The organism is Paracoccus aminovorans, assembly GCF_900005615.1.
Lineage (GTDB): Bacteria > Pseudomonadota > Alphaproteobacteria > Rhodobacterales > Rhodobacteraceae > Paracoccus > Paracoccus aminovorans.
This window is the reverse complement of sequence record NZ_LN832562.1, coordinates 182,972-201,269: the sequence shown is the minus strand read 5'-3', so window position 1 is coordinate 201,269 and position 18,298 is coordinate 182,972. Positions and strand designations below refer to the sequence as shown.

16 protein-coding genes are annotated in these 18,298 nt (G+C 69.0%); 4 read left to right on the top strand and 12 right to left on the bottom strand.

The genetic code is table 11. From position 1 onward, the window contains the following. Positions 1–37 precede the first annotated feature (37 nt). From JCM7685_RS17045 to JCM7685_RS16995, 11 genes are all read right to left on the bottom strand, one after another. A complete protein-coding gene (locus tag JCM7685_RS17045; RefSeq protein WP_074967014.1) occupies positions 38–991 on the bottom strand; it encodes an ABC transporter permease in 954 nt (317 codons plus the stop codon). Between the two features lie 16 nt (positions 992–1,007). Next, positions 1,008–2,270, bottom strand: a complete 1,263-nt coding sequence (locus JCM7685_RS17040; RefSeq protein WP_074967016.1) for an ABC transporter permease — start codon at positions 2,268–2,270, stop codon at positions 1,008–1,010. A gap of 59 nt (positions 2,271–2,329) precedes the next feature. Continuing rightward, positions 2,330–3,400: an ABC transporter substrate-binding protein gene (locus tag JCM7685_RS17035; protein WP_074967018.1), complete on the bottom strand. Its 1,071-nt coding sequence runs from the start codon at positions 3,398–3,400 to the stop codon at positions 2,330–2,332. A gap of 89 nt (positions 3,401–3,489) precedes the next feature. After that, the gene (locus tag JCM7685_RS17030) at positions 3,490–4,593 is read right to left on the bottom strand and encodes an ABC transporter ATP-binding protein (protein WP_074967020.1); all 1,104 of its coding nucleotides are present in this window, start codon (positions 4,591–4,593) and stop codon (positions 3,490–3,492) included. 46 nt (positions 4,594–4,639) lie between these two features. Continuing rightward, positions 4,640–5,911: an amidase gene (locus JCM7685_RS17025; protein WP_074967022.1), complete on the bottom strand. Its 1,272-nt coding sequence runs from the start codon at positions 5,909–5,911 to the stop codon at positions 4,640–4,642. A 59-nt stretch (positions 5,912–5,970) separates the two neighbouring features. After that, a complete protein-coding gene (locus tag JCM7685_RS17020) occupies positions 5,971–6,411 on the bottom strand; it encodes a VOC family protein (protein WP_074967024.1) in 441 nt (146 codons plus the stop codon). 19 nt (positions 6,412–6,430) lie between these two features. Continuing rightward, positions 6,431–7,618 (bottom strand): oxamate carbamoyltransferase subunit AllG family protein, encoded by a 1,188-nt coding sequence (locus JCM7685_RS17015; RefSeq protein ID WP_083412651.1) that lies wholly within the window; start codon positions 7,616–7,618, stop codon positions 6,431–6,433. Between the two features lie 66 nt (positions 7,619–7,684). Continuing rightward, positions 7,685–8,290, bottom strand: a complete 606-nt coding sequence (locus tag JCM7685_RS17010; RefSeq protein WP_074967029.1) for an NAD-dependent dehydratase — start codon at positions 8,288–8,290, stop codon at positions 7,685–7,687. A gap of 2 nt (positions 8,291–8,292) precedes the next feature. Next, the gene (locus JCM7685_RS17005) at positions 8,293–9,201 is read right to left on the bottom strand and encodes an NAD-dependent epimerase/dehydratase family protein (RefSeq protein WP_074967031.1); all 909 of its coding nucleotides are present in this window, start codon (positions 9,199–9,201) and stop codon (positions 8,293–8,295) included. 11 nt (positions 9,202–9,212) lie between these two features. After that, on the bottom strand, positions 9,213–10,193 hold the full coding sequence (locus JCM7685_RS17000; RefSeq protein WP_074967076.1) for a PDR/VanB family oxidoreductase: 981 nt from the start codon (positions 10,191–10,193) through the stop codon (positions 9,213–9,215). Next, the gene (locus JCM7685_RS16995) at positions 10,193–11,404 is read right to left on the bottom strand and encodes an aromatic ring-hydroxylating oxygenase subunit alpha (protein WP_074967033.1); all 1,212 of its coding nucleotides are present in this window, start codon (positions 11,402–11,404) and stop codon (positions 10,193–10,195) included. The genes JCM7685_RS17000 and JCM7685_RS16995 overlap by 1 nt, the downstream gene beginning before the upstream one ends. Positions 11,405–11,601: 197 nt before the next feature. On the opposite strand from JCM7685_RS16995, the gene JCM7685_RS16990 reads away from it, so the two are divergent. From JCM7685_RS16990 to JCM7685_RS16975, 4 genes are all read left to right on the top strand, one after another. After that, the gene (locus tag JCM7685_RS16990; RefSeq protein ID WP_074967035.1) at positions 11,602–12,525 is read left to right on the top strand and encodes a LysR substrate-binding domain-containing protein; all 924 of its coding nucleotides are present in this window, start codon (positions 11,602–11,604) and stop codon (positions 12,523–12,525) included. Positions 12,526–12,663: 138 nt separating this feature from the next. Beyond that, the gene (locus JCM7685_RS16985) at positions 12,664–13,167 is read left to right on the top strand and encodes an RNA polymerase sigma factor (protein ID WP_074967078.1); all 504 of its coding nucleotides are present in this window, start codon (positions 12,664–12,666) and stop codon (positions 13,165–13,167) included. Then, positions 13,164–14,144 (top strand): FecR family protein, encoded by a 981-nt coding sequence (locus JCM7685_RS16980; protein WP_074967037.1) that lies wholly within the window; start codon positions 13,164–13,166, stop codon positions 14,142–14,144. Before JCM7685_RS16985 ends, JCM7685_RS16980 begins: the two co-directional genes overlap by 4 nt. 108 nt (positions 14,145–14,252) lie before the next feature. Beyond that, entirely contained in the window at positions 14,253–16,655 is a 2,403-nt protein-coding gene (locus tag JCM7685_RS16975) for a TonB-dependent siderophore receptor (protein WP_074967038.1), read from the top strand. A 382-nt stretch (positions 16,656–17,037) separates the two neighbouring features. Here JCM7685_RS16975 and JCM7685_RS16970 read toward each other — a convergent pair whose 3' ends face one another. Then, a complete protein-coding gene (locus JCM7685_RS16970) occupies positions 17,038–18,138 on the bottom strand; it encodes a hypothetical protein (RefSeq protein ID WP_408634338.1) in 1,101 nt (366 codons plus the stop codon). Positions 18,139–18,298 lie beyond the last annotated feature (160 nt).

The window sequence follows — 18,298 nt, the reverse complement described above, 5'->3', positions numbered from 1 at the left end:
CACGCGTCTTTCGGCGCGGCCGCACCGGCGCGATGCGTCATCCCGGGCTGACGCCGCGCAGCCGCTCGGACCGGCGGCGCAGCAGTTCGATGGTGGCCAGCAGGCCGATCGAGACCAGCACCAGGATGGTTGCCATGGCCAGGATGGCCGGGCTGATCGCCTCGCGGATGCCGTTCCACATCTGGCGGGGGATGGTTTGCTGCTCCGGCCCCGCGATCAGCAGCACCGCCACCACCTCATCGAATGAGGTGACGAAGGCGAACAGCGCCCCCGAAACGACACCGGGCAGGATCAGCGGCATGGTCACGCGGAAGAACGTGGTCCGTGGATTGCCGCCAAGGCTGGCCGCGGCGCGGCTCAGCGACTGGTCGAATCCCGACAGGGTCGCCGTCACCGTGATGATGACGAAGGGGATCCCCAGCACCGCATGGGCCAGGATCACCCCGAGATAGGTCGAGGTCAGCCGCCAGGGCGCCTCTGCCGGTCCGCAGGTGGTGCCCAGGATGCCGCAGGGGTTCGAGAAGAAGAAGAACATCCCCGTCGCCACGATGATGATCGGCACGATCATGGGCGAGATCAGCACGGCCATGATCAACCGGCGGCAGGGCATCTCCGGCCGCGTCAGCCCCAGCGCCGCCAGCGTGCCCAGCACCGTGGACAGGATCGTCGCCCAGAAGCCGATCACGATCGAATTCCTGGCCGCCTTCACCCAGACCGAATTGTGCCACAGGTCCGCCCACCAAGCGGCGCCGGCGGCGGCCGTCCCGCTCATGCCCTTGGTCGCCAGTTCGTCGTACCAGCGCAGACTGTAGCCCTGCGGGTCGAGCGTCAGCATCTTCGAGGTGAAGGTGAAATAGGGCTCGGCGTTGAAGGACAGCGGGATCACCACCAGGATCGGCGCGATCAGAAAGACGAAGACCAGCGCGCAGATCAGCAGATAGGCATAGTGCCAGCCGCGCTCCAGCGGATCGGCATAGGTCGGCAGGGCCATGGCTGTTTTCTCCTTCTCAGCCGAGCTTCAGCTTGTCGATGCCGACGAGCCGGTCGTAGAGCCAGTAGAGCAGCAGCACGCCCGCCAGCAGCATCGCCGCCAGAGCCGCGGCCTGGCTCCAGTTGGATTTGGTCATGTGGAACTGGATCTGGTTCGAGAAAAGCTGCCCGTCGGCGCCGCCGACCAGCGCGGGGGTGATGTAATAGCCCACCGCCAGGATGAACACGAGCAGCACCCCCGCCCCGATGCCGGGCAGCGTCTGCGGCAGGTAGATGCGGCGGAAGGTGGTCCAGGAGGTGGCGCCCAGCGACCGCGCGGCCCGGGCATAGCTGGGCGGAATGACCCGCATGACCGAATAGAGCGGCAGGATCATGAAGGGCAGCAGGATATGCATCATGACGATGATCGTGCCCGTCCGGTTGTAGATCAGCGCCAGCCGCCCGCCGTCGTCGACGATCCCCAGCGCCACCAGCAGCGAATTCAGCACCCCCTGCCCCTGCAGCAGCACGATCCACGAGGTCGTGCGCACCAGAAGCGAGGTCCAGAACGGCAGCAGCACCAGGATCATCAGCAGGTTGGCCCGCGCCATCGGCAGCGTCGCCAGCAGATGCGCGACGGGAAAGGCCAGGATCAGGCACAGGCCGGTGATCACCGCCGACAGGATGAAGGTCCGGGCGAACAGCCACAGATAGACGCGGTTCGACTCGGCCACCCGCTCGACCCCGCCGTCGGCGGCGCGGCGCATGTCGAAGCCGGTCAGATAGAAATCGGCGGTCCAGGGCGAGGACGCCGAGCGCATCGCCATCCATAGCAGCGGATCGCCCCATCTGACGTCCTGGGCCAGCAGCGCCGGCCGGAAGGGCGGTTTCAACGCGTCCGCATCGCGCGCGGCGGCGGTGAACAGCGAGCGCGTGCCGGGCATCGCGTAATTGATCCGGGTCCCGGCCTCGCCCGCCAGCCGGTTCCGCTTCATCGCCGCCAGATCGGCGGCCAGCGCGGCAAAGGCCGCCTCGTCGGGCTCGGTTCCGGCCGGATTGGCCTGGAACCAGACGGAGAGATGGCCGGCGGCCTTGGAAAAACCGTCGTGATAGACCGAGCGTTGCAGCATCTGCCCGATCGGCATCAGGAAGGTGATCAGGATGAACAGCAGCAGCGGCAGCACCAGCAGGAAGGCGCGGCGGCGGGCACGCGCCTGCGCCCGCGCGATGGCCTGTTTCAGCGGCACGCCCTGGGCAGAGCGGGGCATGGCGGCAAGGTCGGCGGCAAGAATATCGGCCATAGGCATCTCGTCCGGAATGGAGGGACGGGCCGGAAAGCGGCGCTTCCCGGCCCCGCGGTTCAGCTCAGCATCAGCCAGGCGTTGAAGCGCTCGTTCAGCTCGGCATCGCGGTCGACCCAGAAATCCGACGACGATTCCAGCGCGTTGCCCATGTTCTCGGGCGAGGACGGCAGGTTCGGCCGCATGACGGTGTGGCCGTCCTTGTAGATGATGTCGAGCGCGTTCGAGGACCGCCGCGCCGGCCCGTAGGAGATATAGCCCGCCTGCCGCGCCAGACCCTCGGTCGAGGTGGCAAAGCGCACGAAATCAAGTGCCTGCTCCAGGTTCTTCGCGCCCTTTGGAATGGCATAGACGTTCAGTTCGTAGATCTGGCCGTCCCAGATGATCTCGAAGGGCTTGCCCTCGTCGATCAGGGCGTTGAAGATGCGGCCGTTATAGGCGGTGGTCATCGCCACCTCGCCATCGGCCAGCAGTTGCGGCGGCTGGGCGCCCGCCTCCCACCAGACGATATCGCGCTTGATCTTGTCGAGCCGGGCAAAGGCGCGGTCCTGGCCCTCGCGGGTGGCCAGCAGCGCATAGACCTGGTCGGCGGGCACGCCGTCGCCCAGCAGCGCCAGTTCCAGAACCGCCTTGGCGCTTTTCTTCAGCCCGCGCTTGCCCGGGAACCGGTCGGTGTCAAAGAAATCCGCGGCGGCCGAGGGTTTCTCACCGGCGAATTTCGAACTGTCGAAGGCGATGACATTGGCCCACAGATCGGTGGCGACGGCGCAATCCGTGATGCCGCCATGAAAGAAGTCCTCGGCGGCGGGCGTGCCGTCGCTGCCGGCGGGCAGGATCGCGGGGTCGATCGGCTCCAGCATGCCCTCGTCGCACAGCCGGATCGCGTCCGAGAGCTCCAGCGAGGTCACATCGACGGTGACGTCCCCGGCCTGCACCATGGCCTTGATCGGCCCGGCGGCATTGTCGGTATCGACCATCACCGTGCGGATGCCGGTCTTTTCGGCAAAGGGCTTCAGATGCGCCTCGTTCTGGGCAAAGCCGTAGGCGCCGCCCCAGGACATCACCGTGACATCGGCCTGTGCGGCGCCGGCCAAGCAGCCAAGGGCGGCGGAAAGCAGGATCTTCTTCATTGTCGGACTCCCTGTTGTTGATTGTCTTGGTTGTTGTTTTATCTTGATTTTTATCCCGGCGTCGGGGTCTTCCGGATCGACGAGGGGCATCACGTCCCGTCAAGCGCCCGCGCATCCTGCGGATGCCAGCCGATCCTCAGCCGCTGCCCTGGATCGAGCCGGGTCTGATCCAGCGTATTGCGGCACTTCACCACGAAATCGTCCTGGCCGGCGACGCGCATCCGGGTGCGCAGGATGTCGCCCATATAGATGACCTCCAGCACCTCGGCCTGCAGCGTCAGCGCCCCGGCGGGGATCTGGTCGGGCTTGAACTCGACCCGCTCGGGCCGGATCGAGATCAGCGTCCTCTGCCCCGGGACGCCGACATTGGCCGGCGTGGCCTCGATCAGCTCGCCGGTGCTCAGCCGCACGCGGGCCCGGCCGCCCTGCATCTCCTCGACGGTGCCGGGCAGCTTGTTGTTCTCGCCGATGAAGCCGGCGACGAAGCTGTTTTCCGGCCGCTCGTAAAGATCGGCGGGCGGCGCCAGCTGCTGGATGCGCCCGTCGTTGAAGACGGCGATGCGGTCCGACATGGTCAGCGCCTCGCCCTGGTCGTGGGTGACATAGACCACGGTGATGCCCAGCCGGTCGTGCAGCGCCTTGATCTCGAACTGCATATGTTCGCGTAGCTGCTTGTCGAGCGCGCCCAGCGGTTCGTCCATCAGCACCAGCTCCGGATCAAAGACCAGCGCCCGCGCCAGCGCGATGCGCTGCTGCTGGCCGCCAGACAGCTGCGCCGGCCGGCGGCTGCCGAACCGTCCCATCTGCACCATGTCCAGCGCGCGGGCCACGCGCCGCTCGCGCTCGGCCCTGGCCATGCCGCGCACCTGCAGCGGAAAGGCCAGGTTTTCCGCAATGGTCATGTGCGGAAACAGGGCGTAGTTCTGGAACACCATGCCGATGCCGCGCTTGTGCGGCGGCACGTCGTTGATGTTGCGGCCTGCCAGCAGGATCCGGCCGCTGGTCGCGGTCTCGAACCCCGCCAGCATCATCAGCGACGTCGTCTTGCCCGAGCCCGAGGGGCCGAGCATGGTCAGGAATTCGCCCCGCCCGATCGAAAGATTCAAATCCTTTACCACAAGCGTTTGACCGTCATAGCTTTTCTGCACGTGGTCAAAGACGACGTAATCGTCGTTCTCAAGCGCCGATCGCATTCGTTGCCTCCCTGATGCCCGTCTGCGCGGGTCTGTTCTCGTCGTGTCAGCCGTCGCGGCCCGCATGGTCCCGCGCCGCGTCGTCGGACAGGTCCGGCCGGCGGGCGGCGGGCAGCAGGCTTTCGGCCCAAAGCGCATGGGCCAGCAGCGCCTCGTCCGCGTCCATGGCCGCCAGAAGCTGGATGCCGACCGGCAGGCCCGTCGGGCCGGTCAGCCCCGGCAGCGTGATCGACGGCAGTCGAAGCAGGCTCCACAGCCGGCTGAAGATCGGGTCCCCGGTCGCCGCAAGGCCCAGAGGCGCCTCGCCCGGTGCGGCCGGGGCCAGCAGCAGGTCCAGCCCGCCGAACAGGTCGGCCACGCGCCGGCGCAGATCCCGCGCCCGGCCAAGGTTGCGGCGGTGCTGGTCCCGGTCGATCCCGACGCCGGCGCGCAGCATGTCGCGCAGCACCGGGCTCAGGCCATCGGGCCGGGTCAACCGCTCGGCCGCCAGGGTCTGCGCCGCCTCGTAGGCCATGATCCGGGCTTGCAGGTCTGCGCCCTCGGCAAAGGCCGCGAGGTCCAGGTCGATCACCTCGGCCCCGGTCGCGAACGCCTTTTGCGCCAGGTGCATCGCCTGCCGGGTCGCGGGCTCTGCCCGGTCCCACCACGGCGTCCGGCACAGGCCGATGCGCCGCGGCGGGCACGCCGCCCGGACCGGCGCCGCCGGCGCGGGACCCGCCAGCACGGCATGCACCGCCGCCGCGCCGGCCACGTCTCGGGCCAGCACCCCGGGGGTGTCGAACGAGGGCGCAAGACCGCCGATGCCGGTCAGGGCATAGCTGCCGTGGCTGGGCTTGAACCCGACCACGCCGCAATAGGACGCCGGCCGGGTGATCGACGCCGCGGTCTGCGATCCCAGCGCCGCATCGACGAAGCCGCAGGCCACCGCCGCCGCCGAGCCGCTGGACGAGCCTCCGGGGGTTCGGGCGCGGTCATGCGGATTGCGGGTGGGTCCGGGCGAAAAGAATGCGAATTCGGTGGTGACCGTCTTGCCCATGACCACGGCCCCGGCCGCGCGCAGCTGCGCCACCACGGCGGCATCGGCGGCCGGCTGCCGCCCGGCGTGCAGGACCGAGCCGCTGGCGGTCGGATAGGGCAGCGCGTCGATGATGTCCTTGACCCCCAGCGCCATCCCCGCCAGCGGCGCGCCGGGTGCCGCCGGCTGCGCCAGCTGCGCGCGCACCGCCTGCGGATCATGGGCGACAAAGGCGCGGATGCCGGGTTCGTGGCGCGCGATGCGCGCAAGGCAGTCCTCGATATGGCGGGCGGGCGATTGCATGCTTTGATCCATTCTATCTGCCGGTCGAAGGGTTTGGGCCGTGGCCCGGAGGGCCGCGCCTACCAGCTGCCGCTGTTCGGCAACGAGGCCCAGGGTTCCTGCGGCGGGCGCCGGTCGCCGGCTTGCAGAAGCTCGACCGAGATGCCGTCGGGCGAGCGGATGAAGGCCATGTAGCCGTCGCGGGGCGGACGGTTGATCGTCACCCCGGCGGCGGCGAGGCGGGCGCAGGTCTGGTAGATGTCCTCGACTTCGAAGGCGAGATGGCCGAAGTTGCGACCGCCGCCATAGGTCTCGGGATCCCAGTTCCAGGTCAGCTCCAGGATCGGCGCATGGTTCTGCCGGGCCGCCTCTAGATCCGCGGGCGCGGCCAGATAGACCAGGGTGAAGCGTCCCTCGGTCGAGGACCGGCGCCGCAATTCGCGCAGCCCCAGGATGCCGCACCAGAACTGCATCGCCGTCTCCAGGTCCGCGACCCGGACCATCGTGTGCAAATACCGCATTCGCTCTTCTCCTCTGCCTTCATGCCGCCGGCGCGCCGTCCCGGCCGGGCGTGAACTCCGCCGCCGAGGTCACCACGCAGCCGCCGCCCACCCGGCCGTGCCGGCCGTCCGCGTCGATCATCCCCAGCAGGATCACCGGCCCCTTGCCGCCGGCACGGACCTTGGCGGCATCGGTGGCGGCGGGGGCCGCGAACCCGTCCAGCACGCCATGCAGAAACCCGGCGGGGCGGGTCAGCACGTCGTCGGGCAGATGCGCGGCCATGGCCTCGCGCACCGGGGTCGCGGTGGCCAGCGCCTGTCCGCCCAGCCCCATCAGGTCGACGATGGCGCTGTCGCCCAGGGCCGGTAGCGGCGCGCTGTCGGCGAAGCGCGGCTCGACGTCGCCGCGCAGCCGGCTTGCCGGCACGCAATGCCAATGTTTCGGTTCGCCGGCCAGGCAGAAGCCGAAGCGCCGGCCGTTGCCGCCGGCGCGGGTGACAAGGGTCGCGCCCGGGACACCTTCGGCGGCGGCGGCGATCAGGCCGCACATCGCCATCCAGACGTTCAGCGCAAAGGCCGGAGCGTCGCGCAGAAAGTCCAGCACCGCCGCGTCGCCGGGCGCCGCCGGACGGCGCTGCAGCAGCGCCGCGACCAGCAGCTCGGATCCGGCGACGGTGCGCGAATGGCAATCGTCCTGCCGCGCCATGGCGGCGCGCAGCACCGCGAACAGCGGCAGCGGCGCCTGGGCCAGCCGCTCGGCGATCCAGGGGGCCAGCACCTGATCCAGCCAGCGCAGATGCGCCACCAGGCCTGGGTCCCGGATGCCCAGCCGGGTGCAAAGCCGCATGCCCTCGTTCAGCGGGCTATAGGCCGCCCCGCCGCCCGCCTGGTCCGAGACCTCGACGAGCATGGTCGAAGGTCCCGCAGCCCCGGCCAGCGGCACGAAGACCCGATGGTCCTGCGCCGGCTCGACCGCAACGGCGCCGGTCCGCAGCAGGTCCAGCGCCGCGGGTTCGTCCGCCGCCCAGGCCTCGCGCAGCACGACATTGACCAGCGAGTTGCACACCGCGGCCGGAATGTCGGCAAGGGGACCATGCGCCGGCCCGGCGTGCAGCACGACGCGGCGATCCAGCCCGGGCAGGCTGCCCAGCGGGCGCATGGCGCTCCACACCGGATCGACCCGGTTCATCCGGCGAAACGCCCGTTCGTTCGGTGTTGGCTGTGACATCGGATGTCCCTTGCTGTTCTGGCGGCGGGCGGCCGGAAACCCGGCCGCGGGGCGTTCATGGGGATGTCAGGCGCAGATCCAGGATTCGCTATGCGCCAGGGCCGCGGACTGGGCGCGGCGGTCGAAGAAGTCGCGCTCGACCGTGGCGCCGGGCAGTTGCCGGCCGTCGAGCGTGATGCTGGCCGAGGCCGCGGGCTGGAAGACGCTGAACATCTCGTGCCGGCCGGTCTGGCTGTCGCCGGGCGGCTGCGCCACCGCGAACATCGCCTGCAAGCCGTTCCAGCGCAGTTCGACCCGGTGACCGTCGAATTCGGCCAGTTCGGTGACGTGACGGGGATAATCCGCCTGGACCCCGAACCGCGCGCCGTCGACGATGTCCAGCGCATCCAGCGCCGCGGCCGCCGGGCGGAAGAGGCCGAACTTGCGGACGAAATCGTCCAGCAGCCAGCGCGCCAGCGGCGGGTTGTCGGTGCAGCACAGCCGCACCGGATCGGCGACGCCGGTGCCATAGGGATCCTCGATCACCAGGATCATGTGGCCGCGTCCCAGGTCCGAGCCGTTGATGCGAAAGAACAGCGCCAGCGTCGACCAGTCCCCCTGCGGATCGGTCTTCAGATAGATCGGCGGGTTGTCCCCCGTCCATTCGACCTTGCCGCTTCTGACGTAATCCATGTTCAGGCCCTTTCCATGTCGCTTTGCCGGGTTTCGGCGTGGCGCCGGCGCAGCAGCGCGAAATCCGAGACAGGGCGCCAGCCCAGCAGCCGCCGGGCCTTGGCATTGCTGAAGACCGAGGCGCGCGGATTGGCGCGGTAATGCGCCGCGTCGACCACCTTTGGCAGCCCGCCCAGCAGCGCGGCCGCCCAGTCCAGCGTCGCCGCGGGGTGGGAGCTGTCGTCGGCGCCGATATAGAAGCTTTCGCCGCCGATGCCCGGCACCTCGGCCGCCAGGCGAAAGGCCTGGGCCAGATCCTCGGCGGTGACGTAGTAGAACAGCCAGTGCCGGTCGGGCGCATCGACGAATTCCAGATACTGGCCCAGCGTCTCGGGCAGGATCACCGCCAGCGGCCGCAGGCTGACCACCTCGACGGTGCCGCGCCGGGCGAAGCTTTCCCCCATCACCTCGGCCAGCTGCTTGCTGACGCCATAGGGATAGACCGGCCGGTTCTCATGCGTCTCGTCCACGGGCAGGGTCTGCGGCTTCCAATCGGGCCGCATCTCCTGCAACCCGCAGATCGAGATCGACGAACACAGCACCACCCGGCGGACGCCGGCCTCTTCGGCGATCTGCAGCACGTGCCAGCTGCCACGGGCGTTGACGTTGATATAGGCCTCGCTGGGGCAGCCCCAGTCGTAGTCTAGCCCCGCCAGGTGAATGACCACGTCGGCGCCGGCAAAGGCCTTGCGCAGGTCGTCCATCTGCATGACGTCGGCGCGAACGTAGTCGACGCCGGCGGCCTCGGGCGCATCGGGAACGGCGGGGGCCAGATCGGCATTCACCACCTGGTGGCGGCCGGCCAGGGCTGCGACGACATGGCGCCCGACCCGGCCCGAGCCGCCGGTCACAACGATCTTCAGTCTTTCCATCTGCGGTCTTTCTATATGTCCAGTTCAAGCACATCGCCGACGGCGCGCGAGACGCAGACCATCATATGCGTTCCCTCGGCGCGTTCCTCGGCGGTCAGCACGCTGTCGCGGTGATCGGGGGTCCCGGCCAGAACCCGCAATTCGCAGGTGCCGCAGACCCCGTCGCGGCACGAGCTTTCGACCCGCAGCCCGGCCTCGCGCAGCACCTGCAGCACGCTCTTGTCGGCCGGCACCCGAAGCCGCTTGCCGCTGGCGCGGCAGACCACCTCGAAGGGCCGGTCGCTGCGCCCCGCCGGTGCCGGCTGCGCCGAGAAGCGTTCGATCCGCAACTGCCAGGGCGCGTCCTCGGCCAGGCTTTGCAGTGCGTCCAGCAGCGGCGCCGGCCCGCAGGAATAGACCGTGGTCCCGGCCCCTTCCCCGGCCAGCAAGCCGGCGAGGTCCAGAAGCCCGGCTTCGTCGTCGCAATGCAGCCGCAGCCGGTGCGCCGGCAGGGCCGCGAGCTCGGCCCGGAACGGCAGGCGGGCGCGGCTGCGCGCCGCCGCCACCAGCCGCCAGTCGCGGTCCTCGGCCATGGCCTGGCGCAGCATGGGCAGGATCGGCGTGATGCCGATGCCGCCGGCGATGAACAGGGTCCGCGCCGCCGGGGCCGCGACCGGGGCAAAGGGAAAATGGTTGCGCGGCGCCCCCACCGCGATCTCGTCCCCCACGCGCAGCCGGTCATGCACCCAGGTCGAGCCGCCACGGCCGTCCGCTTCGCGCAGGATGCCGAAGTGATACTCGGACAGGTCCGCCGGATCGCCGCATAGCGAATATTGCCGAACCAGCGGTTCGCCCGCGGCGTCGCCGCCGGGCAGCACCAGGTCGGCATGCGCCCCGGGTTGCCAGGCGGGAAAGCCGGGGGCACCGACCGGGGCCAGCACCAGCCGCAGCACCCCTTCGCCCGCCGGCTCGCGCCGCAGCACCCGGGCGGGAATATGCCCCGCGCCGCCCATCATCCGGCCGTTTGCAGCGCGGCGCGGGCGCGCGCCTCTTCGGCGGCGTATTTGCGCACCAGCCAGGTCTGCAGCCGCTTGATCACCTCTTCCTCGGGTGCCAGCGGGCCGCGGGCGGCGAAAGAGGAATTGTAGCCCTGCTGGCAGCTGCGCCAGGCATAGAGGTCCTCTTCCATCACCGGGCGCAGATCGTGCATCTCGCGCTCGTAGGTCTCGCGGAAATCCTCGCGCGCCAGGGTGGTTTCGGGATACATCCAGCTGACGGCGTAAAGCGACTTCTGCGCCCCGACCGGCAGCCACAGGAAATATTTCACCTTGTCCGGCATGGCCACGATCAGCAGGTTCGGCGCCACCGTCACATAGCTCAGCTGGGTGCGCTCCTGATCGGTCAGCCCCTCGATCGGCGGCTGCAGGATGGTCTTGGTATGGGTCGGCGCCGCGTCCCGATGCGGGCTGCACAGGTTGTAGGAGATGACTCCCTTGTCGAGGTCGTTGAACTCGACCGCCTCGTCCAGCGTCCGGCCGCGGTTCAGCTCATACATGTCCCCCCAAGAGCTGGAGTGGAGATACATGCAGTGATAGCATTCGTCGTTGAAGATCTTCCAGTTCCAGTCGAGCTCTTCCATCATCAGCGGGTCGGCGCCGCGCAGCGCGGCCATGTCGTAATTCGCCAGCTGCCCGCCCAGCTTGCCCAGCCGCTCGCCCAGCGGCGGCAGGCTTTCGTCGAAGGTGATGAAGACGAAGCCTTCCCAGATCTCGCTGCGGATGCGCGGGATGCAGATGCCGGCGATCGCCTCCTTGTCGCCGTCGCCGTCGCTCAGCCCCGGGGCCGCGATCAGCTTGCCGCCCAGGTCATAGGTCCAGGCATGCAGTGGGCAGCGCAGACGGCGCAGGTTGCCGCGGCCCTCGACCAGGATCATGCCGCGATGCTGGCAGACATTGGCCAGCACCGCCACCTCGCCGCCGCGGTCGCGCAGCACCACCAGCGGATCCTTCCCGACCCGGATCGTGTAATAGTCTCCGGCCTTGGGGATCTCGCCGACATGGCCGACGCAGAACCATTCGTGGCGCCAGACCGCGTTCATCTCGAACTCAAAAAACTCACCACTGGAAAAGACGGCGGCCGGCAGAGCCACGACTTTCCCGGCGTCCAGCGTGCTGGAATGAAGGTCTTCGAGCGGAACCGGAGAGGTAAGAAGGGGCTTGTTCATCGGGAAACCCTGCTGGCTGTGCCGCTGGCGCGACGTTTCGCTTGTCCTTTGACTATCCCGGCGGGGGCCGGGATGGGAAACATCGTTTCTTCAGCCATGGATGAGAAAATCTCACCCGAAGCCCCTTGCCAGCACGGCAGCTAAACGCGCAGGATGGGCGCGCCGACGGCCGGCACGGACGGGGCTAGGAGAGCGCGATGGCGTCGGGAAATCTTACCCATCTGAACGGGCTGCGGGTCTTTACCGTCGCGGCCACGCATCTGAACTTCGCCCTGGCCGCGAAAGAGCTGAACGTGTCGCCCTCGGCGGTCAGCCACCAGATCCGCACGCTCGAAGAGCACCTGGGGTCCCGGCTGTTCCTGCGCCAGCCCAAGCAGCTGCAGCTGACGCAAGAGGGCGAGCACCTGTATCAGCGCCTGACCGGCCCGTTCCGCGAGATCGAGACGGTGATCGGGCAGATCCGCCACCAGACCGGAACGCATCAGGTGAACCTGATCTGCCGACCGTTCTTTTCCAGCTTCTGGCTGGCGGGGCGGCTACAAGGCTTCTGGGCGACGCATCCGCGGATCTCGCTGAACCTGATCCACCAGAACTCGTTTTCGCCGCATGATTTCGAGCGCGCCGATCTTGCGGTCGTCTGGGGCAAGGCGCCGCCTGCCCATGTCACCGCCATGCCGCTGGTCGCGGCCGGGCTGTCGCCGATCCTGCACGTTTCGCTGGCCGGTCGGCTGGGGGTGCCGCACACGCCCGCGGCGCTGAAGGGCTATCCGCTGCTGCACGAGGACAGCCGGCTGGGCTGGACGGAGTGGTTCGAGCATGCCGGCGCGCCCAATGCCGAGGGCAGCCCGGCCTATCTGATCGACGACACCAACGTGCGCTATCGCAGCATGTGCAACGGCCAGGGGGTGATGCTGGGCAGCGCGGCGCTGCTGCGCCCGCAGATCGAATCGGGCGAGCTGATCCAGCCTTTCGACATCGTCCTGTCGCAATACCGCTATTGGCTGGTGCTGCCGCAGGGCCGGCGGCTGTCGTCGCGCTGCGAACAGCTGGTCGACTGGCTGCGGCACGAGGCGGCGCAATCGGCCAGGACCCCGGTCGCGGCCGGCCCGAACGGCGGATAGCCGGCCCGCCGATGCGCGCGGCCGGCGCACCCGCACGGCTGGCATTGTCCCTCGCCGCGCCGGCCGATCCTCTGGCATATGGCATCGCGATCCGCTAACCGTCGCGCATCTTCAGTGACGATGGGCGCCTGTTTCCAGATGGCTGCGAGGAACGACGAGTTCGCCGAGCTTTACGCCGCCGAGCATGAGCGGCTGGAACGGCAGATCGCGCGCCGCGTCGGATGCCGCAGCACCGCCCGCGACCTGGTGCATGACGTGTTTCTGCGCCTTTGGGAACGCGCCGTCGATTGGCGGGGCGATTCCGCGGCCTATCTGACGCGATGCGCGCGCAACGCCACCATCGACCATATCCGCGCCGAAAGAAGGCATGCCCATATCCTGGCCGGGGTCCTGCCCGAACAGCAGGCCGCCGCCGCGCCCTCGGCGGCCGAAAGGCTGGGCAGCCGCGAGCAGCTGGGCCGGGTCGAGACGGCCATCGCCGCCCTGCCGCAGCCGACGCAGGACATATTTCTGCTGAACCGCGTTCACGGCAAAAGCTTCAGCGAGATCGCGCATGCCATGGACATCTCGCGGCGTACGGTCGCGTCGCATATGGCCCGCGCCCTGGCGGCCTGCGAAAAATCGCGCGAGGCGGGGGAATGACCGGCGACCCGCACCAGAGACCCGACGACGACGCGATGCGCGAAACCGCCCGCGCCCTGTTCCTGGAGTTGGCGGACCGTCCGACCGCGCGGCGCCAAGCCCGGGCCCTGGCCTGGCGCCGCGCGGACCCGGCGCATGAGGCCGCCTGGCAGCGGGTGGCCGCAGCCTGGCAGTCCGGCGGCCAGGTCTCGGATCTGGCGCAGGCGCGCGGGCCGGCGCTCTCGGCCCATCTGGACCGGATCGGCCGGATGCACGGGCGAAGGCGGCGGCGAAGAAGGCAGGCGCTGGCCGGCGCGGTCGCGGCCTGCCTGGCCGTGGCGGCGCTTTGGGTCGAACGGCCGCATCTTCTGCAGGACATGGCCGCCGATCACGTCGCCGCCCGCGCCCGGCCGCTGTCGGTGACCCTGTATGACGGCTCGACCGTGCTGCTGGACGCCGACAGCGCCCTGGCAGAAGCCGACACCCCGACCCAGCGCCGCGTTCGCCTGTTGCGCGGCGGCGCCTATTTCGAGGTGCGGCCGGGCAGCCTGCCCTTCGTCGTCGAAACGCCCGAGGGCGAGGTCCGGGTCCTGGGCACCGGTTTCGATGTCCAGCTTCTGCAAGGCGCCGTCACCGTGACCCTGGCCCATGGCCGGGTCGAGGTCAGCGGTGCGGCCGGCTCGGCCGTGCTGGGGCCCGGCCAGACGGTGCGGCTGACGGCCGGCGGCGTCGGTCCGGTCGAACAGGCGAGCCTGGAAAGCGCGCTTGCCTGGCGGGACGGGCGCTTCGTCTTTTACGACGCCCGGCTGGCGGATGTGCTGGGCCAGATCGAACGCTATCGCCGGGGCCGGATCGTGGTCGCGACGCCCGGACTGGCGGAAGAGCGAGTCTCGGGCAGCTTCGCGCTCGCCGACCCCGATGCGGCGCTGGCATCGTTGCAGGCCAGCTTCGGCTTCCGCGTCCTGGATCTGGGCCATCTGACCATCATCGGGCCCTGAGGCACGTTTTTTCTGCACCGATGCCCCGTTCCGGTCGTGAAGGATTCGAGAGCACGCAAGGGACATCGGGTTCGAGTAGCCGCTCGTCAGAACAGGAACGAGAGGGCTATGAACTTCAGTCGAAAATCGGCCGCCGGGATCGGCCGCACCCTGCTGGTCGTCTTGCTGTGCAGCCCCGCTCCGGCGACGCTGGCGCAGGCGCAGGACCGGCGGCAGGAGCAGGTCTATCGCTTCGACATTCCGGCGCGTCCCGTCGCCGAGGCCGCGAACCGGATCGGCGCGGTGACCGGCCTGTCGGTGGTCATCCGCGAAAACCGCCGGACCGCGGTGCAGGCCAACCCGGTGCACGGCATCATGTCCGCGCAGCAGGCGCTGACGCGTTTGCTGGCGGGCACCGGGCTGAGCCATCGCATAGACGGCACCGGGACGGTGGTGATCGAACCCGCCGCCGCCCCCGCCGCTGCGGCCGAGTCCGGGGCCGTGGTGCTGGAAACCGTGACCCTGGCGACCTCGGCCCCCGGCACGACCGAGGGCACCCATTCCTACACCACCGATGTCGCCACCGGCGCGACCGGCCTGCCGCTGACGCTGAAGGAAACGCCGCAATCGGTCAGCGTGGTGACCAGCCAGCGCATGGCCGACCAGGGGTTGCAGACCACGCAACAGGTGCTGGCCTATACCACCGGCGTCAATTCCTCGACCTACGAGACCGACCGCGACAACACCTGGGCGCGCGGGCAATGGGTGTCGAGCTATATCATCGACGGCGTGCTGGTCGATGCCGGCTGGGGCTTCTTCGCCGGCACCGGGGTGCAATCCTCGACCGCGGCCTACGACCATGTCGAGGTGATCCGCGGCGCGAGCGGGCTGCTGACCGGCACCGGCGATCCGGCCGCCGCCGTGCGCATCACCCGCAAGCAAGCCGATGCCCGGGAACTGACCGGCAGCGTCGAGACCCGCTACGGCACCTGGAACCGCTTCGGCGCCACGCTGGACGTGCAGAGCCCGCTGAACGCCCAGGGCAGCCTGCGCGGTCGGCTGGTCGCCGATCTTTACAGCGGCGACTGGTTCCGCGACCGCTATCACGTCGACAAGCAGACGGTTTACGGCACGCTGGCCTGGGACGTGACGCCCGACACCATGCTGACCTTCAGCCTCGAGCACCGCAACCACGATCCCAGCGGCTCGGAATGGGCGGGGTGGCCGTCGATGTTCAGCGACGGCTCGCTGACGCATTTCCCGCGCGGCTTTTCCAGCGCGCCCTGGTGGACCAGTTGGAGCGGCAAGCAGGACCTGGCCACCGCCCGCATCGACCATGACTTCGGCAACGGCTGGACCGCCGATGCCACGCTGAGCCTGATGCGCAAGACCTATACCGCCGAGCACATGCGCTTTTACGGCCAGCCCGATCCGGTGACCGGCGAGGGGCTGCAGCCCTTTGCGCAAAAGGACAAGGTCGATGGCCGCCAGATCGCGCTGGATGCGCAGGTCGGCGGACCCCTGCGGGCCTTCGGCCGCGAGCATGCGCTGAACTTCGGTTTCCACGGCGGCCGCGAGTGGAGCCGGCAGACCATCTATACCCCCGCCGCCCAGCCGGTGATCGGCAGCGTCTTCGACTGGATCGGCGACATGGCGCGGCCGGACTGGGTGCTCGACAGCCGCGGCGGCTGGGACCTCGGCGCCACGCAATACGCGGTCTATGGCTCGGCCAGGGTCTCGCTCGCCGATCCGCTGACCGCTATCCTGGGGCTGCGCTATACCGACTGGAAATCAGACGACCGCCATTTCACCGAGCCGACGCCCTATGTCGGGCTGGTCTATGCGGTGACGCCGGACCTGTCGGTCTATGCCAGCTACACCTCGATCTTCAACCCGCAGCAGCTCAAGGACCGCAACGGCGACTATCTGGACCCCGTGCAGGGCAAGAACAAGGAGATCGGCGTCAAGGGTGCCTGGATGGACGACCGGCTGAACGCCTCGCTGTCCTGGTATCACACCTATCAGGACAATGTCGCGGAAATCGACGAGGGCCATTTCCTGCCGGGCGGCGAACAGGCCTATATCGGCCGGGACGGGGTCAGCGCCAAGGGTGTTGAATTCGAGATCTCGGGCGAGATCCGCCCCGGGCTGAACCTGTTCTTCGGCGCGGCGACGATGAAGCAGCGCAATCCCGACGGCAGCCAGGCCATGACCAGCCTGCCCACGCGCAGCGCCAAGGTCTTCGCCACCTGGAACCTGCCCGGCCGCTGGGAGAAATGGACCGTCGGCGGCGGCGCGCGCTGGCAGAACCGGACCTGGACCGATGTCTATGTCGGCGGCAACCCGATCCGGTTGGACCGTGCCGGCTATACCGTCGCCGATGCGATGGTGCGCTACGATATCGACGAGCGCTGGTCGGCGCAGCTGAACCTGAACAACGTCTTCGACAAGACTTATTTCACCGGCGCCGCGAACATCGCCACCTATGGAGAGCCGCGCAACGCCATGCTGACGCTGGTGTCCCGCTTCTGAAGCGCCTGCGGTGCCTTCGCGGAGCCAGCCTGCGGAGGCATGGCGGCGCGTCGGGCGCGGCTCGGCGGGGTGCTGCCGCAGGACGACAAGAGGTCGCTGCGGTTTCGTCGGCGACGGCCGTCGATCCCCCTCCGGCGAAGGCCGTTCGGGTCTGCGCCTGCATCTCGTGGCCCGCTGTCTGGCGGTGCTCGGCAGGCCGCCGCGGGCCGGCGAATCCCGCCCATCCTGTCGGGCAAAGCGGGTCCTCGGAAGCCGCCGCGGGCGCGCAGCCATATTGCGTATCCGCCTTAGCCGGCCGTCCTTGCATCCCATTCTCAAACCACGAAAACCCCCGCCTCGGTTCCACGAGGCGGGGGCGCTTTCCGGTTTCAACCCTTGCCGGTCAGCGGCGATAGGACAGGCCACCCCAGACGCGGCCGTTGTCGCGGTCGCGACCGCCGTTGACAGCGCCGATACAGGCGGCCGCCGCAGCGACCAGCGCGGAAGCGGCAAGAAGGAACGCGGTCAGGATACCGGTCACGCGCGCCTTCTCGGCGGCATCCGCGGCCTGCTGCTTCGCCTCTTCCAGGCGTTGCTCGGCCTCGACCTTCAACTGCTCGGCCTGGGCCTTGGCCTCTTCGACTTTCTTCTCGGCCTCTTGCCGGATGGCCTGGGCCCTGTTCACCGCCTCATCGACGCGGGCATCGACCTCCTGCTCGCTGAGCCCCGTGCGGACGGCGACCTGCTGGCGCAGATAGGCCCGGTCCTGGTCCGAGATCTCGCCGGTGCGGATCAGGTTGGCAAAGATGCCGACCATCTGGCGCTGGGTCTCGGTAGCGTTGGCCTCGGCGTCCTGCTGCAGCGTGGTCATGGGGTTCTGGCCATCGGGCCGCAAGAGCGTGTCGGTGATGTAATCCAGCGGGTTCGATTGCATTCCCGCCGGCATGGCGTCCTCCAGCGCGGGGGCCGCAGCCTGGCCGACACCTTGCACCACGCCGCCCACCGCCTGCCCGGCGCCCGAGATGACACCGCCGGCCAGCTGTCCGGCGCCCTGGGCGATCCCGCCCACGGCCGCACCTGTCGCCTGCACCGCGGTTTCGGCGGCGGCACCCGCCGCACGCAGGCCGCCGGTCACCGCGGTCGTCGCCAGAACGGCGCTGACGACGATGCCTAGGCCCCACACGGCCAGACCGTTGATGCCGTCGCGCACCGCGACCTCGTCGCTGGTTGCGGCCTCTACGGGACGGCGCATCCGGCCGGCGATATAGCCGCCCAGAAGGTTGGCCGCGACCAGGGAAACGACGGCGAAAAAGGCGGTGACGATCAGCCATCCCAGGCTGATTCCGCCATCCGTCCCCACGGAAATCGAGCCGAGCCCCAACCCCGCCGCAAATGTCGCGAACACGACCGCCACCCCCGCCGAGACGACGGTGCCGGCAAAGACGGCCGCCCAGTCGACATAGCTGCGATCCGAGCCGCGCGGAATATCCAGATCAGCCATCAGCGCAACCCCAGCAAAGACAGGACAAACAGGACAACCACGACAAGGCCAACCAAATAGATTATCGAATGCATGCTAATTTCGTCCTTCCCAGTTGGAGCGGTGTTATCGCATCACAACGTGCATCCGGGACCGCTGGTTGCATGGCCATCCCGCGGCTTAA